This is a genomic window from Vibrio sp. 99K-1, assembly GCF_013114585.1.
GTDB classification, from domain to species: domain Bacteria; phylum Pseudomonadota; class Gammaproteobacteria; order Enterobacterales; family Vibrionaceae; genus Vibrio; species Vibrio chagasii_B.
Window position 1 is genome coordinate 12576 of sequence record NZ_VTXF01000010.1, and the last position, 14559, is coordinate 27134.

Annotated in this window: 16 protein-coding genes; 9 read left to right on the forward strand and 7 right to left on the reverse strand. The window is 43.0% G+C overall.

Annotated elements, in window-relative coordinates; genetic code table 11:
* Nucleotides 1-71: 71 nt before the first annotated feature.
* A complete protein-coding gene (locus F0228_RS09685; protein WP_061031899.1) occupies nt 72-287 on the forward strand; it encodes a hypothetical protein in 216 nt (71 codons plus the stop codon).
* 28 nt (nt 288-315) lie between these two features.
* Here F0228_RS09685 and F0228_RS09690 read toward each other — a convergent pair whose 3' ends face one another.
* Both F0228_RS09690 and F0228_RS09695 read right to left on the reverse strand, forming a co-directional pair.
* Complete coding sequence (locus F0228_RS09690) at nt 316-1407, reverse strand: transporter substrate-binding domain-containing protein (RefSeq protein ID WP_171762164.1); 1092 nt, start codon at nt 1405-1407, stop codon at nt 316-318.
* 184 nt (nt 1408-1591) lie between these two features.
* Nucleotides 1592-2059: a PaaI family thioesterase gene (locus F0228_RS09695; RefSeq protein WP_061031542.1), complete on the reverse strand. Its 468-nt coding sequence runs from the start codon at nt 2057-2059 to the stop codon at nt 1592-1594.
* A gap of 44 nt (nt 2060-2103) precedes the next feature.
* Here F0228_RS09695 and F0228_RS09700 point away from each other — a divergent pair, with 44 nt between their 5' ends.
* The gene (locus F0228_RS09700) at nt 2104-2382 is read left to right on the forward strand and encodes a DUF134 domain-containing protein (RefSeq protein WP_055318616.1); all 279 of its coding nucleotides are present in this window, start codon (nt 2104-2106) and stop codon (nt 2380-2382) included.
* A gap of 43 nt (nt 2383-2425) precedes the next feature.
* Here F0228_RS09700 and nqrM read toward each other — a convergent pair whose 3' ends face one another.
* Nucleotides 2426-2623: a (Na+)-NQR maturation NqrM gene (gene nqrM, locus F0228_RS09705; RefSeq protein ID WP_061031543.1), complete on the reverse strand. Its 198-nt coding sequence runs from the start codon at nt 2621-2623 to the stop codon at nt 2426-2428.
* A complete protein-coding gene (locus F0228_RS09710; protein WP_061031544.1) occupies nt 2620-3066 on the reverse strand; it encodes a NifB/NifX family molybdenum-iron cluster-binding protein in 447 nt (148 codons plus the stop codon). The genes nqrM and F0228_RS09710 overlap by 4 nt, the downstream gene beginning before the upstream one ends.
* A gap of 239 nt (nt 3067-3305) precedes the next feature.
* On the opposite strand from F0228_RS09710, the gene F0228_RS09715 reads away from it, so the two are divergent.
* On the forward strand, nt 3306-4130 hold the full coding sequence (locus tag F0228_RS09715) for a DMT family transporter (RefSeq protein WP_061031545.1): 825 nt from the start codon (nt 3306-3308) through the stop codon (nt 4128-4130).
* A gap of 31 nt (nt 4131-4161) precedes the next feature.
* Here F0228_RS09715 and F0228_RS09720 read toward each other — a convergent pair whose 3' ends face one another.
* Both F0228_RS09720 and F0228_RS09725 read right to left on the reverse strand, forming a co-directional pair.
* Complete coding sequence (locus F0228_RS09720; RefSeq protein WP_061031546.1) at nt 4162-5571, reverse strand: HAMP domain-containing sensor histidine kinase; 1410 nt, start codon at nt 5569-5571, stop codon at nt 4162-4164.
* Complete coding sequence (locus F0228_RS09725) at nt 5555-6229, reverse strand: response regulator transcription factor (protein WP_061031547.1); 675 nt, start codon at nt 6227-6229, stop codon at nt 5555-5557. The genes F0228_RS09720 and F0228_RS09725 overlap by 17 nt, the downstream gene beginning before the upstream one ends.
* A gap of 213 nt (nt 6230-6442) precedes the next feature.
* Between F0228_RS09725 and F0228_RS09730 the strand changes: the two genes are divergently transcribed.
* Entirely contained in the window at nt 6443-6940 is a 498-nt protein-coding gene (locus F0228_RS09730) for a heme-binding protein (protein WP_171762165.1), read from the forward strand.
* Nucleotides 6941-6979: 39 nt separating this feature from the next.
* Here the strand turns inward: F0228_RS09730 and F0228_RS09735 are convergent, their stop codons facing one another.
* Nucleotides 6980-8326 (reverse strand): sphingomyelin phosphodiesterase, encoded by a 1347-nt coding sequence (locus F0228_RS09735; RefSeq protein WP_253820289.1) that lies wholly within the window; start codon nt 8324-8326, stop codon nt 6980-6982.
* 301 nt (nt 8327-8627) lie between these two features.
* Here F0228_RS09735 and F0228_RS09740 point away from each other — a divergent pair, with 301 nt between their 5' ends.
* From F0228_RS09740 to F0228_RS09760, 5 genes are all read left to right on the forward strand, one after another.
* Nucleotides 8628-9239 carry a DUF1007 family protein gene (locus tag F0228_RS09740; RefSeq protein ID WP_253820290.1) on the forward strand — a complete coding sequence of 204 codons (612 nt, stop codon included), beginning with the start codon at nt 8628-8630 and terminating at the stop codon, nt 9237-9239.
* Between the two features lie 104 nt (nt 9240-9343).
* Nucleotides 9344-10441, forward strand: coding sequence for a nickel/cobalt transporter (locus F0228_RS09745; RefSeq protein WP_061031551.1), 1098 nt, complete (start codon nt 9344-9346; stop codon nt 10439-10441).
* Nucleotides 10442-10731: 290 nt separating this feature from the next.
* Nucleotides 10732-11226, forward strand: a complete 495-nt coding sequence (locus F0228_RS09750; protein WP_061031553.1) for a YcxB family protein — start codon at nt 10732-10734, stop codon at nt 11224-11226.
* A gap of 310 nt (nt 11227-11536) precedes the next feature.
* Nucleotides 11537-12103: a hypothetical protein gene (locus tag F0228_RS09755; RefSeq protein ID WP_171730584.1), complete on the forward strand. Its 567-nt coding sequence runs from the start codon at nt 11537-11539 to the stop codon at nt 12101-12103.
* Nucleotides 12104-12464: 361 nt separating this feature from the next.
* Nucleotides 12465-14000, forward strand: coding sequence for an EAL domain-containing protein (locus tag F0228_RS09760; protein ID WP_061031555.1), 1536 nt, complete (start codon nt 12465-12467; stop codon nt 13998-14000).
* The last annotated feature ends 559 nt before the right edge of the window (nt 14001-14559 follow it).

A 14559-nucleotide genomic window follows, 5' to 3' on the forward strand; every position in this document is an offset into this window, starting at 1 on the left:
TTCTCGGTTTTCATAACCAAACTGAAAGAGAATGTGCTCTGTGTAACGTGTCTAATTGAGTGGCGAGTCAGATGAATAAAGTTGTTATGTTTGTAATGGGGATGCTTTTTACCAGCCGATTGTTCGCCAGTATCGCACCCCATGTTAAGCAATTAGAGCATGACGCGCCTATCCTACTCCGCTCTGCGTTAATTGTTTTTGTTGCCGCTTATGTCGTTTGGATAGGTGTTAAATATTTCAAAAAGCGTAAAGTTTCAGCGTTAGAATCAGAGCAGACTGATAGCTAATACCTCACGCTATATATCGCTGTCTCGGTTAATTGTCCGCAAAATACTCGACTAGGATTTTACGCCACTTGCGAGACTCTCGAATTTGCAACAGAGCGCGGTTAATCTCTTCTTCGTAAGGGTTGTTTTCTGTAATGATAAAACCGTAGTTCTGTTTCTCTAGCTGATACGGTAACACCTCTAAATCTTCAAATTGGCCGCTCATTCTACCGTTACCTATCATATATTTGAGCACCACATCATCAGCTACAATGGCGTCTACCTCTCCTTCCTCTAAAGCAGCCAATAGCCTTGGCATATCGATATAGTTCTCGTGTCTGATACCGAAGCTCGTCAATAACAGAGAGGATGTCGTCGCGACCTTGGCACCTACTGCGACATTCGCCAGATCATTAATACCTTTGATCTGAGAAGATCCTTGGCTAAGTGTAAGTTTACTCGCTAACACAGCGGTAATACTGGCAATAAAAAGCATGCTGAATACGCCAATAAACACCGTCGCGATCCGCCCCGTTAAACTCTTAAATTCAAAGTAATTGAATGGACCGCGAGTAATAAAAAGCAAACCGAGAATAAAACTCTCTAGCCAGCGTCCAGTTCGGCTTTTCATCGAATAGAGCTTCTGGTTTTCACCGTGCTCGAGCATATAGAAAAATGCGCCAATGACACCTGCGATAAATACCACCACACCGATGATCAGCCATAACGCAGGGTTCAAGAATATCGAGTGTAACGTCTCCAGGTAGCCTTTCTTCTTCACTGCGATAGCAAGATGGGTTTCATAGAATGAGTGCGAGAAATCAGCGAACAGTTCACGTTCTGGCGTGATTGAGATGCAAGAGACACCAATATCGATTTGCCCCGTCTCTATCGAGCTGAGTAAGTCATCGAGGGGGTGATTTTCTATCGTAAACGCAACATCCATATCCTTGGCGATCTTCTCCCACAGCTCAATACTGAGGCCATCCCACTCATTATCCATCGAGCCAATAACAAAAGGAGGACAAGAGTAAACGCCAACTTTAAGCGGAGCAGATGAAGCAGAAGTGCTGAAGAATGGAAAAAGTAAAACGACTGAAAGAGCACAGTATCGAAGTGTCGATTTGAAGAATTTTTGCATCAGCAGCCCTCCAGAAAAGGCAGCGATGAATTGAATCGAGTGCAAAGGCTCGCCTAACGAACACACCCTAGCGTCCTCATAAGTGAAAAAAGTTTATGATGAATTCAATGCTGCCCTAGCTTTAATAGTTGTTACTTTAACTATAGAGAACCCTAATTATTCTGCAAAACATTGGGCTGTAAACCTAAGACATAAACTGACTTTGTGCCGATGAACACAGCTTCCCATTCTGAGTGATTTTGCTTTCTAAGAAGTGAATGTTGCGCCTGCTTTTGACCCAATGTGCGCGAACTTCTAACTCTTGACCAATGAAGATTGGATGATGAAAGCGAGACGTTAAACTCACTGTCATCGCATTGATGCTGTTTTGGAACAAGCAATGCAGCATCGCGCTATCGTGTAATGTGGTGACAATACCGCCCTGCATGATGCCATCGTAGCCCTCAACTTTATCTGTTGGTACAATCTTGGCAAAAGCTTCATATTTTATTAAAGTTTCATACTTGGGTTTAGCTTCATATTTAACTAGAACTTCCTGCTTGGTTAAAGCTTCATGCGCACCAACGGCTTCAAAACAAATGGGGCTGTCTGCGAAAAAACCTTGGCTGCACACTTGGCAACGGCGATGATTGTGAGGAATGAAAACCTTCATACTTTCCCTTATTCCTTTTTACCCTTAGATTCTTAGAGATTGATATGGCTCGACCAAAAAAACATCGCCAGTTATGTACCCGTGCGGCTTACTCTTGTTTCAAACCTAATGGTGTTCCTATGGACGAGCTTCAGAAAGAAGAGCTGCTATTAGAAGAGTTGGAAGCCTTGCGCTTAGCGGATCAAGAAGGTCTAAGCCAACTTGAAGCCGCAGAGCAGATGCAGGTGTCTCGCCAAACGTTCGGCAACATCATTAAACGAGCACGAACCAAAGTCGCAAAGTGCATCGTCAACGGCCATGCATTAGTGATTCAAGGCTCATAGTCCGAAGTTTTAACTTTGCTTGTCGACAGGCTCTCAAAGAACATTAATGTGATGGCTCAGTAATCTGATACAGCTTTCGGCTTTGCCCTTCGCACACATCCTTGCAATTGCACTCGCGCTCAATGTCTAACTGCGCGAGTCCTCCACAACTGCCTTTGATTGGCTTACGTGAAAAAATCACGCCAATTGCCATTAACACAACCACTCCAACAAAGGCCACCAGTGTGAGTAAAAATGTCATTTTCGGACACCTCGAATAACACTGAACCGGTTCAACTGGGGCGTGAGAATCGACGTTTCTTTCTTGTGCCCTTTCTCGCCGCACGTATTCTTGCTGCACCTGCTATTTCGTGACTCTCGACCATAATCAATATCAGTCACTTCTTGCAGACTGCTGAAGTCCAAAGTCGCCACTTCCGCCTTTCCTTTAGACGAAAAAACACGAATATCGTTGTTAAACAAGTGCGCCAACATCTTCCTCCCAATGTGTCGAACCACCACAGCCTGCACATCGTAAGATTTAACAACAGACATCCATCGTTTCTTCTTATTGCACGAGCTATCAGACTCAACCAAAGGGATAAGATGCTTGATTTGTTTTCGCTCATCGACAATAGCTATCTGAGGAGAACGAGCAAAATGGTTGCCGACATGAAGGTCGCGGCAAGGTACTGCGTATAACATGGTAACTTCCTGTTATTGATGGTCAGGAGCTCAGAATACGCCCAGTTATTAGCATATGCCAATAATTATCGTGTGAAAAATTAGATTTACCGTTTGTAGCGATCTTAATAGCAAGTATGCAAAATCCGATTAAACAATAGGTTTCAATTGAATGCAGCGGTTAAAGTCTGCACAATCATTCATTATGGGCACCTGACACGCACGATAAGGAAATCACTATCTCATCAACGATTCTTTGGATGATAGGCACTCTGATGTCATTCAGTTTGATGGCCATCGGAGCAAGAGAGCTCAGCGGTAACATCAGTACTTATCAAGTGTTGTTAGTACGAAGTGTCATTGGATTATGTGTCGTGTCATTTCTGATCATCGCGGCCAAGCAAAAGGGACTGTTTTCAACACAGCGACTCCGCTTACATAGCCTGCGTAATGTCTTTCACTTTGGAGGGCAGTTTGGCTGGTTTGTTGGAATTGGATTACTTCCCCTTTCGGAAGTGTTTGCGCTTGAATTCACCGTCCCACTTTGGACAGCTCTATTGGCGAGCCTCTTTCTGGGTGAAAGCCTAACACTTAAGAAGATGATGGCCATCGCATTAGGGTTACTCGGCGTTGTCATCATTGTTCAACCGACTCAAGATGTCATGAATGCCGGAGCTATTGTCGTGTTGTGTGCAGCGTTTTGTTACGCGGTCGCGCACACGTCGACCAAATCATTAGCCAGCACCGAGGCTCCGCTGACCATCCTGTTTTACATGTGTTTAATCCAACTACCTATCGGCTTGATTCTGTCTTGGCAAGTATGGAAAACGCCTTCAACACTTGAATCAGCTTGGTTGTTGCTAGTCGCCCTATCTGCACTCTCCGCTCATTATTGTTTGACCAAAGCCATGAAGAACGCAGAAGTGACTCTGGTGATGATACTCGACTTTTTCAGGCTCCCTGTTATCGCAATAGTCGGAATTGTGCTTTATGACGAACCACTGACCTTCGCGCTAATCATTGGTGGTGTGGTGATGCTGATCGGTAACCTACTCGTTACTTACAAAGGCCGCCGTCCTTCATAGCCAATAAAACGATAACCTGCAATCCCGATAATCAAAGCGTAAGCGTGAAGGTGCTCCCCACTCCTAACTCAGATTTCACGTTCAACGTGCCTTCGAGGTTCTCGACCATAGCAAGCGCCAAAGATAACCCGATACCATACCCCTCAACGTTACTTCGGCTACTGTCGACTCGATAAAGCCTTTCAAAAATCAGATCCAGATATTTCTGCTCTATCCCAACACCGGTATCTTGAACGCTTATCGCCACCTTGCCCTCTGTAGTTTGCTCAACTTTGACCGTCACTCTTCCTTCAGGCTCGGTGTACTTAATCGCGTTATCAACAAGATTAACCAACACCTGAGTCAACTTGTCAGGGTCTGACTGAACAACAGCCTCAAGGTCACCTTCAAGCATTAGCTCGATTTGTTTATCTTCTGCCACATCTTCATACCAACTCACAACATTACCAACCACATCCGCTACCTGTGTCGACACCTTCTGTGGTGTGCGCTTGCCGGTCAGTTCATCGTTCAGCTTCATCAAAGCAGTTAGCATATTACTTGCCTGCATCGCGTGTTCAGAACAATCTGCCAATGCATCTTTCATTACTTGCTCATCGGCGTTGCTCAGTAGTGCGGTTTGAGACACCAAAGTAATACGAGACAAAGGGGTTCGAATATCATGAGCAATCGCATCTACAGTGGTATTCAATGTTGTCGTGACATGCTGGAGCTTTGCAACTGCAGTGTGAACACTGGAACTGATGACGTTAAGACCTTCCTGTGGCTGAGATTTGGTTTCTTTCTGAGTTCTAGTACTAGTGCTGGGAAGTTCTAACTGCCCCTTTTTAAGCTTATCGAGCAGGTCACCAAAAGTAATCAGGGGCGACATCGCACTGTGTATGATTCTACGAGTAAACACCGCAGTAACCGCCACAAGTGCAAGCAAGGCATACAAGGTCATTAGCCATTGATTGTAAGCGATATAGTCTCTCGAACGGTTGTCCAAAACCAACCAGAAGTCATATTGCTCTCCTTCAATTGCCAAAGACATATAAGGGCTAAGTATGAAGCTCTCTAGCCACGAGCGGTTGTCATCAATTTGGTAGCTGGAATAAGGTTGTGTTGTTGATAGGTGTTGATTTCCCGCAATGAACGTTCCCTCAGATGAAACGCCCTTCTCAACCTTATAAGCGGCAATGTTGTTTTCAAGTAATCGATGAGGGTTAGCCTCTAAAACGTGAATCAAACGTTCGCTAGAGTCGTAAGTTAGAATACGTTGATACTCAGTCGACATCGACGTGAGAATCTTCTTCTCCGTTTGATAAAGATCGAAAAAGAAAATGGCTCCGACAATCAATTCCACCAGCAGCAAGCAGAGTAGCAAGGTCGACATAAAGCGAACCAATAAATGTCTCTGCGTTTTGGCAAGCGCCTGTTCAATACTACGACTTGAGGACATAACCAACACCTCGAAGTGTGTGAATCAATGGCTTAGAAAACCCCTTGTCGACTTTACTGCGTAGTCGACACACGAGCACATCCACCACGTTGGTTTGCGGATCAAACTGATGCCCCCAAACATGCTCAAGAATCGCCGTTTTAGACATGACGGACTCTGAGTTTTCCAGCAGTAACTTCATCAACATAAACTCACGCTGATTAATGGTAATCGTTTGTTGATCTCTTTGTAGCGTGTGCTTGAGAAGGTCTAGGCTAAGCGGACCATAATGCAGTTCTAATGGCAGGGGTGTCGGTTGCTTGCCTCTACGCACCAAGGTTTGGCAACGAGCGAGCAGCTCAGGGAATGCAAAAGGCTTCACCAAATAATCATCAGCACCGGATTGCAGCCCTTGAACACGCTCTTCTACTGAGTGTTTAGCACTTAATATGATGACGGGCGTCGCGTAGCCCTGCCCTCGCAGCTCGGCAAGCACTTCAAATCCGTCTTTCTTCGGTAACATGATATCGAGAATAATCACGTCGTATCCTTCAGTCACGGCCTCGTGTAATCCATCAACACCATCCGTTGAGTGGGTCACCGTTATCCCTTCTTGATGAAAACCATTCACCAAAAACTTCGCGATATGAATGTCGTCCTCAATCAATAGTATTTTCATTTACTTTCATTTATCAGTTAGCGTGCTCTAAACACACTCTATCAATATCCTTTCTCGAATATAAGCAACATTGCAACTTTGTAATGTTCAAGAAAGCACCTCGTAATCATGCGTTCGTTAGTATGAATCTGTTGATTAAGAGTGGCTTGTCAATATCAGACCAGCACTCATCGAAACCCTATACCTGAAAAAGAATGTCTTAATGGAGTAAACATGAAAATGACAAAACTAACTGTACTAGTAGCAACTCTTGGTTTCCTTAGCCTTTCTAACAACGCAATGGCGGCAGAGACACAAACGGTCTCTTTCACTCAAATCTCATCAGAAGCGGCATTCAAGCTTGCTCATGAAGCAGTAAATCAATGCAAGGAAGATGGCTACAAGGTTTCTGCAACTGTTGTTGATTTGTCGGGTAATGTGATTGCTCAACTGCGTTCTGATGGTGCAGGTATTCACACCCTTGATAGCTCGCGCAAAAAAGCGTTCACAGTGGCAAGCATGAAGCAGCCTTCAGGTAACTTGATGAAGCTCATCGCCGATAAGCCGATCATGCAACCTTTACAGAATATGGATGACAACCTGTTATTTCTCGCGGGTGGTGTTCCGGTACAACTCAACAACGCAATGATTGGGGCGATTGGTGTGGGCGGTGCTCCTGGTGGTCACTTAGATGTCGCATGTGCTGAAAAAGCGATTAAGAAATTCTTCTAAAAACATAATGATTGCCCATATGAACAGTGCCCTATCATTTCAGGGCACTTCAAAACGTGCACTTACCGCAAGGTGGTCAGATAAATCCCACACACCCCACATGTCATCGTCAAAACTGCGTAACACTTCAATTTTGCTGGAACTCGCCATCACGCTGCCATTATTTGAATACAACAGATAGTCCAATCGTTCTTGGGCTGATTGATCACTATCGGATAGGTTTTGATTCACAAGCGGATCGTAACTATAGGTCAATGCCCCCTTTAAAGAAGGCTCTTGCAAATCCAGTACTCTTAGCATTTGAGTGAAATCGAGCGGAAACTTGTGCTTGGCGATATTGAAATCACCACCGAAGATAACAGGCTCGTCCTCCGGTAAACCTAACCGTTCCACAAAGGCGAGTATTTCACCGACCTGCAGCATTCGTATATTTCGATGTTCGCGGGAATTCCAAGAGCCAAGATGCAGGTTAAACAGATGATAAGGGCGGCTATCTTTTATTATCTTGGTATAGAGAACACCTTTATCTGCCGCACAATCGGTTCCCCGACAGTTATCAAAGACATGTTGTGCCTGTTCAACAATGGGATATTTACTATAAGTAATAACACCGCCATCGTAGGTATTACTGCCACCACCATCGAGTTTATGACTGACATACTGAAAATGGCGCTGCATGTCCGCATTTAAACGTAGTTCATTTTCTCGCCTGAACACCTCCTGCATAAAAACCACGTCATGATTCTTGACCGCTTCAGCAATTCGTATATCTCTATCATTCATATGCTCTCCAATATAAGGGAGCAGCCATACGTTGTAAGTCAGTATATTGATGCTATTCGCATCAGATAATGGAGCCGTTGGCTCTTCACTTATAACAAACATTATATCATCATAACCACCGGTGTAATCAGCCTTATAATAGTATCGGTACCCCCCTTTATTGTTCCCGTGAATTGCTCGATCACTGTATAAGTCACCGATATGTGTGGTTTCAGGATCGACAAGGGTAAAAGACATATCAGACCCCCACGCTGTTCCTTTTAGCCTAACGACTGGAGTGAGATATTCGTAGCCTAAAAATATAAAAAAGTAGTAGTCTTTGCCTACTTTTATACCACCATATCGACTCAGGTTAGCAACCTCAGCATAGCTATAAGGCCTGATATGGTTGACGCCGGTTGAGGTGATAACTTGCTCATCTCCGGATATAAATAGGCTAAGATCCTCACGGGTATTATTCAAAATACGTATGTTCGTCTCTGCTTTGATAACGCTACAGAAAAACAACAAACATAATAATGTCGCACTTATCAATTTGGTGATCATCACTTCAGGCACTCTTTTGTTTGTCGCACTCCAAAAATTATTAGAGCTTAGTTTCATATCGAATACAAAATAGAGATAACGCAACACTGAGTAATTTGATGACTTTGAGTATGGGAGGCTCATAAAAAATAATGATCGACACTTGCTGTACATTATTACAAGTGAATTGATGATTTACACAAATTTGATGTGAACAGCACTACCAGTTGTTATAGTATAACATTACATCAATTAACTATTATGTCCCATGAAACCGCTATTTAGTCTAATCAAGGTGCTCAGGTGCCTCTCCTCACTATATTTATGTCGTTTCCCAACGAGATTACGCTCTGTTAAGCATTTACCTCTTTGGTTAGCGATGCTGACTTTTGCTCCGAACCTGCATGCACACCCCCACTCTTGGATCGAAATGAAAACTCATATAGAGGGCGAGAATGGCATGATCACCGGATTCTCAATGGAGTGGTCTTTTGACGCCATGACCTCTATGTACATGCTGGATGGCGAAGACGTTTCTCCAGAAAAAGAGGAAGAGACGTTCAAGAACCTTGCGGCCTCAGTAATCGAAAACATGATGTACGAGCACTACTTCACCTATTTCTACGATGGTGAGGAGCCAATTAAATATCAGGTTGCTGAACACGCTAAGTTCGAACGTGATAAAGCCAAAATGGTTCTAACGTTCGACCTACCACTTTCAAAGCCAAAACCGGTCACCCGCGATTCGCTTCGCATGTTAATTTTCGACCCGAGCTATTTTGTCGATATGTCGTGGATCGCCAATGAAGACGTGACGTTATCTCCAGAGCTCGCAAGACAATGTAAGTTAGAAATTATCGAGCCGAACCCAACGCCTGAGCAAATGAGTTATGCGATGTCTTTACCTGCCGATGCCGACCCAGACAACACATTAGGCCAGCTATTCACTCAGTCGGTCGAGCTTCATTGTGCCGCGGTTCCTGGTGCTTAACCAAGGCGTTTATTTTTACGATTAGGCGTTTCGACAATTAAGCGTCTGTGCTCGTTAAGTCTCTCTAATCATCAAGAAAAAGATTTCTGATAAAGGTGCATTTAATGCAGAAAAATCAAATTCAAACAAAATACTACCTTACAGGTGTCCTTGCCTTCACACTCGTTGCCGTCGGTGCATACCAACTGTGGGTGATGTGGCCATCATTGGTGATATCCAGCATTCAATGGCAAAGAGAAGTTAATTCAGAGCTTGCCGACCTCCTCTATGATGCGAAGTCTAACCCTTGGGGCGCAGGTAGCTACCTTATCGGGTTCAGCTTTATCTACGGCATGCTTCACTCACTTGGACCAGGACACGGCAAAGTCATCGTCTCAACATACTTAGCTACTCACCCAACAAAAGCAAAAGCCAGTTTAGTGCTAACGATTGTTTCTGCATTTTTACAAGCATTAGTCGCAATATTATTAGTAAGCGTGTTGCTATGGGGCTTTAGCGCTTCTATGCGAATGGTGAATGACAAAGCCAATATGTTTGTCTCGTTGAGTTTCGCGTTAGTCGCGGTAGTGGGTGCATTGATCTGTTGGAAGGCTCTTAAAAACATCTACACCACAATGCGTACACCAAAATTGAAAGTGAAAGCGATCACCACCTTAGCTGCCGATACGTCTTCGCCAATTTCAGTCCAATCACCAATGGCGCTTCGCTCATCAGTACCTGCTGGTTCAATGATGTTGAAGCCATCTAACGCATTACAAACTGCAGAACACGCTCACACAGATCATTCTCATACGGATTGTGGATGCGGCCACCAGCATGTTGCCGATGCAGACGCTATAAACAAAGCTTCAACACTTCGTGAATATGCAGGAATCATCGTTACGATTGGCGTAAGGCCATGTACAGGTGCGATTATGGTTCTGCTTTTCGCAAACATGGTTGGCTTATATTGGATGGGGGTTGTCAGTGCCTTTGCCATGGCGATAGGTACCGCGTTCACGACCTCGACGATTGCAATCATGACACTAACAGGCAAAAACTTGGTAAAACGCTATTTGGCTGCAGGTAACAAGAATAACAGTGCGTCATTGAAAGCTGCAGGTCATTACTTGCAACTGTTTGGTGGTGTTTTACTTGTCTTAATTGGCTTGTTGCTAATGAGTGGACAAGACAGCGGTATGTCGCCGGTGTTTACTATGTAACTGTAGGGGCGCTCTAACACTGCTAGAAACTACATAACACTTCCCCAGACTAAAGACCTCTTAGCCATAGGTCTTTTTACTTCGCTGACATAAACACCCTTTAATTTTATTCAAACGTTGCATAGCTAATAGTACGAATACCGTTATCTAGTATCATCGATTTACAAAAGATAACCAAAATAGCTAAAGATAAGCCATAAGAAGCGATACAATAATCAAGTTGCGAAATTGCAGCGTGGGACACCTGCCCACCGAAAATCCATTTACAGAGAACCTTAAAGTAGCCATACATGTCTAAAGAACCCGGTTTCACCACAGAGTACACCCTCGACAAAGCTTTCTTCGCTGAGTGCTATGATCAAACGAGCGTCCCAACTCAATTCCCAAAAGCGTATTTGAAGGCGTTTTTGTTTCTTCTTTTTGGTTGGGTTCTACTTGAGTTTGAACTATTACCGAGCGGCTACGTTGGTTGGTTCTTCATTGTATTGAGTGTTATTGAAGCGTTCAGCGTATATTGCAAACGAACCTGGTGGTTGTGGCGACAAAGAATCAGCTCTGGCGCTGGCAGCAAAGTGGTATTTAAAGGTGATTTAGATGGCGTGAGTTACAAAAACTATAAGACCACCAACACGATTAAGTGGAACCAGATCGACGAGCTTGAGGAGACTGACCTTGGCTTTATCATTCATATTGGGAAGCAACGCCAATACGTGAGCAAATCGTGCCTAAGTGATGACGCGATTACTTTCATGGTTGAGCAACATAAAGCATCAAAAGCTAACTAACATAAGTGTATTAAGACCTCTCAGAGTTGAGGTCTTAATATTTTCTAGCCTTACAAAACAGATTCCTACCGCACTCAGCTTAACCCCATGTTCTAGTTCTTAAAAATCCCATGTACAGTTCCACTGCCTGTTTTTAGCGTGAGTTCATCTAGATGATTCAGCACCGCTTATACCTATTGAATTGAACTCAAACTTTCCCCTGCTTTTTGCACAATTGCATCAAGTGCACCACACTTGAAGTAATCAATTTTTGATTAATGCTTGGCCTTGGGCACGCCCTATTTAAACAAAACAATTAAGAGAAGTTGAAATGTTTAAGCAGATGATATTAAGCATTGCCTTGATGGGACTCACAGCACCATTACACGCCGCTCAATTGGTCGATCTAGTGAATCCAGAGTTTCAGATACCCTGTAAAGATGGTCCCGATGATATGGTCACCGGAATGCCAGGCCTAATTTCGGAGCTGTCCGATGTAAAATGTACGACCTACGGTCAAATACTAACAGCGCCAGAAGGCTTCATATGGAAGATTGCTGGTACCCATAACGGAGCCATGAGCCTTTTGGCTCAAAACGGCGTCGATGAGATCAACGAAGTTGGAAATAAAGCTTACTTTATCTCTATCGAGGGGAAGCAACTTAGTTATGATGAAATAGTGAATGTATTTGATACAAAACTAAGCGACGTTCTATTGCAAAAGACTAAAGAGCAGATCTTAGCTCAACAGGCAGAACTGATTGAAATAACGGCTATAAATAATAAAAAATCAATACAAAACGTTTATATATTCATGATAAAAAAATACACAATGGGGTTTGTTTGCACACCAAAGTGTATCAAGTGGGCATTTACCATTGAGGATTCATCTCTATAGACGGCCGCCAAATAACCTTAATATTAATAGTGATATAAGAAAACTGTATAGTTAATATTTTCCGTAAGGGAAATAATCTAACCTAATGCTGATTATTCTATGAAGAGTTACTAACGTACACCACATGTCTTTGCAGATAAAATAGGTAATATGTATTTTTCACTCACTATATGCTTCGTGTTGAACAATTATTTCTCAAAAATGAGAATGGACGACGTGGAATCAGCAGCGAATCTTAAGTGAAAGATTAAAATTATGCTTTATACTGATGTTTATGTATTCCTAACGAAGCACTTGGGTACCCAATCTCGTTAAATGCTCTTCTCTTAAAACAAAAAAGACTCAATTAACTAGGCCTTCTATGTTTGCAAACAAAAAAACTAGCCCAACAACGCTAGTATTTCTTTCTTTTATCCCTTGTGTCTTGGCTCTCACTTTTTTGTATCTCAATTTTGGGCGTTCACTGGATGAGCAAGCCAACCAGAAAGCAATGAATATTGTTCAAGAAGTAGATGAGATTCTTGAGTTTGGTAAGGAGACCAACACGAGTGCTTTAAAGCTATTGCTAAACTCTAATGCCTGTGAAGATGAAGCCCTAGCCCTTAGACATCTGGTAGCAACCATACCTTACGTACGAAGTGCCAATCTAGCGAAAGACAATGTTATCTTCTGCACCTCTATTTGGGGTGAAGGCAATTACAAATATGATCCTACCGCATACACTTCAGGACAATTACTGCTGCTTAATGGAAGTAATGTTGATACTTCTCACCCTCTTATCGTGGTGAGGTCAACGTTGGATGATCACGCGGCATTAAGTGGGATTGATAGCCTTTACCTAAGAGAGTCGCTCACTTCAGGCAGCAAGTTACGATCATTTATTGCGGTCGGTGATAAGTGGCTTGATAGTAAAGAGTTGACCGTAAAGACAAACCCAGTAGAAAAACTCATCTCTTGGCATCAAGTGTCATCAAAAGAGTTTCCTTATAGCGCACATGCAGGGTTTGCTTACCCTAATATGCTGACGGCATTCTGGGCCAAGGATAAACAATACATTGTAGCCATCATACTGCTGCAAACTCTGTTTGCCCTTTATCTTATATGGCTATCAAGGCGTCCCTCTAATCTATACCTCGAAATCGAGCGAGCAATGGAAAGAAAAGAGTTTGTCCCGTACGCTCAGCCGATTGTGGATAGTAAAACTCGTACAATACAAGGCATTGAGATCCTATTAAGGTGGAAACACCCCGTGCAAGGCATCGTGAGGCCAGATCTTTTCATTCCTAAGGCTGAAACCTCTGGTCTTATTGTACCGATGACACATCAATTGATGCGGCTTACTGCTATGCAAATTAAGCCTTTCATAGACAAGCTACCCAATGGTTTCCATGTGGGTATAAACATTTCACCCCAGCACTGTTCGAAAGGCACATTACTGGAGGCGTGTCAGGAATTTATCGATATTATTGACTGTGACGACATTACTCTAGTTCTAGAACTCACAGAAAGAGAAGCGCTAAACTACTGCGATTTAACCGATGATATTTTCGGGAAAATCAAAGCGCTCGGATGCAAGATAGCAATAGATGACTTTGGTACGGGTCACTCCTCTTTGGTTAACTTACAAAAAGTAGACCTCGACTACCTAAAGATTGACCAAACCTTTGTCCGAGACATTGGCGTTGACACAATAACAGGCCACCTACTTCAAAACATGATCACCTTGTCGCACGACTTATCTCTAGATGTTATCGCTGAAGGCGTTGAAACAGAGCAACAAGCAGATTATTTAAGAGAGCGAAGCGTCAGCTACCTACAGGGCTTCTTGTTCGCTAAACCGATTCCACTTGAAGAGTTTTTGAATAATGAAATGAACCCAGAACAAAGAGCTGAATAGGCAAAAGGACGAGATACTAGCGGCGGAAATATCAGCGCTAGATCAAACAAAATGTGCATATATCGGGCATTTCCTGTTCAAATATCACACTTTGCCAATTACAAATTTGCAACATCTACAACATAATGTTCATATTCAACCGTCTGCATAACCTTGTAGAATATCTTTACTATGAAATAAGGGCTTTTCATTTGTAATGATTCTTCTCGTTTGTATTTGCCACCCTTCGGGGTGGCTTTTTTTTATTAAAACCTTAGGCCGTTTTCATGTCTTCGCACGTACTTACACCGAGCTAACTCGACGAATTTATCAATAAAAACTCTTATCTATTAATGCTTTACACACCATTAAGCTATCTAATACCCTATGCACCGAACCAAAAAATGAGGACCTATCATGTTAAAGTGGACCATATTATTTCTACTACTCAGCACAACATCTTACGCAGCGGCTTCACTAGATCCATTAGGTAATGGGAATATTCTTTAGTATTTAAGGACTCACTTAACTAACTAAGTCTATTGCACTAACACATACAACTTGCGAAAAAAATAAAACG

What these genes read in the sequence shown, in the direction of transcription:
- F0228_RS09720 (WP_061031546.1), bottom strand. Translation starts at nt 5,571, where the DNA reads ATGTCCTCAAGTCGTAGTATTGAACAGGCGCTTGCCAAAACGCAGAGA.
- F0228_RS09710 (WP_061031544.1), bottom strand. Translation starts at nt 3,066, where the DNA reads ATGTTATACGCAGTACCTTGCCGCGACCTTCATGTCGGCAACCATTTT.
- F0228_RS09715 (WP_061031545.1), top strand. Translation starts at nt 3,306, where the DNA reads ATGATAGGCACTCTGATGTCATTCAGTTTGATGGCCATCGGAGCAAGA.
- F0228_RS09750 (WP_061031553.1), top strand. Translation starts at nt 10,732, where the DNA reads ATGTCTAAAGAACCCGGTTTCACCACAGAGTACACCCTCGACAAAGCT.
- F0228_RS09760 (WP_061031555.1), top strand. Translation starts at nt 12,465, where the DNA reads ATGTTTGCAAACAAAAAAACTAGCCCAACAACGCTAGTATTTCTTTCT.
- F0228_RS09695 (WP_061031542.1), bottom strand. Translation starts at nt 2,059, where the DNA reads ATGAAGGTTTTCATTCCTCACAATCATCGCCGTTGCCAAGTGTGCAGC.
- F0228_RS09735 (WP_253820289.1), bottom strand. Translation starts at nt 8,326, where the DNA reads ATGAAACTAAGCTCTAATAATTTTTGGAGTGCGACAAACAAAAGAGTG.
- F0228_RS09700 (WP_055318616.1), top strand. Translation starts at nt 2,104, where the DNA reads ATGGCTCGACCAAAAAAACATCGCCAGTTATGTACCCGTGCGGCTTAC.
- F0228_RS09730 (WP_171762165.1), top strand. Translation starts at nt 6,443, where the DNA reads ATGAAAATGACAAAACTAACTGTACTAGTAGCAACTCTTGGTTTCCTT.
- F0228_RS09740 (WP_253820290.1), top strand. Translation starts at nt 8,628, where the DNA reads ATGCTGACTTTTGCTCCGAACCTGCATGCACACCCCCACTCTTGGATC.
- F0228_RS09745 (WP_061031551.1), top strand. Translation starts at nt 9,344, where the DNA reads ATGCAGAAAAATCAAATTCAAACAAAATACTACCTTACAGGTGTCCTT.
- nqrM (WP_061031543.1), bottom strand. Translation starts at nt 2,623, where the DNA reads ATGACATTTTTACTCACACTGGTGGCCTTTGTTGGAGTGGTTGTGTTA.
- F0228_RS09685 (WP_061031899.1), top strand. Translation starts at nt 72, where the DNA reads ATGAATAAAGTTGTTATGTTTGTAATGGGGATGCTTTTTACCAGCCGA.
- F0228_RS09725 (WP_061031547.1), bottom strand. Translation starts at nt 6,229, where the DNA reads ATGAAAATACTATTGATTGAGGACGACATTCATATCGCGAAGTTTTTG.
- F0228_RS09690 (WP_171762164.1), bottom strand. Translation starts at nt 1,407, where the DNA reads ATGCAAAAATTCTTCAAATCGACACTTCGATACTGTGCTCTTTCAGTC.
- F0228_RS09755 (WP_171730584.1), top strand. Translation starts at nt 11,537, where the DNA reads ATGTTTAAGCAGATGATATTAAGCATTGCCTTGATGGGACTCACAGCA.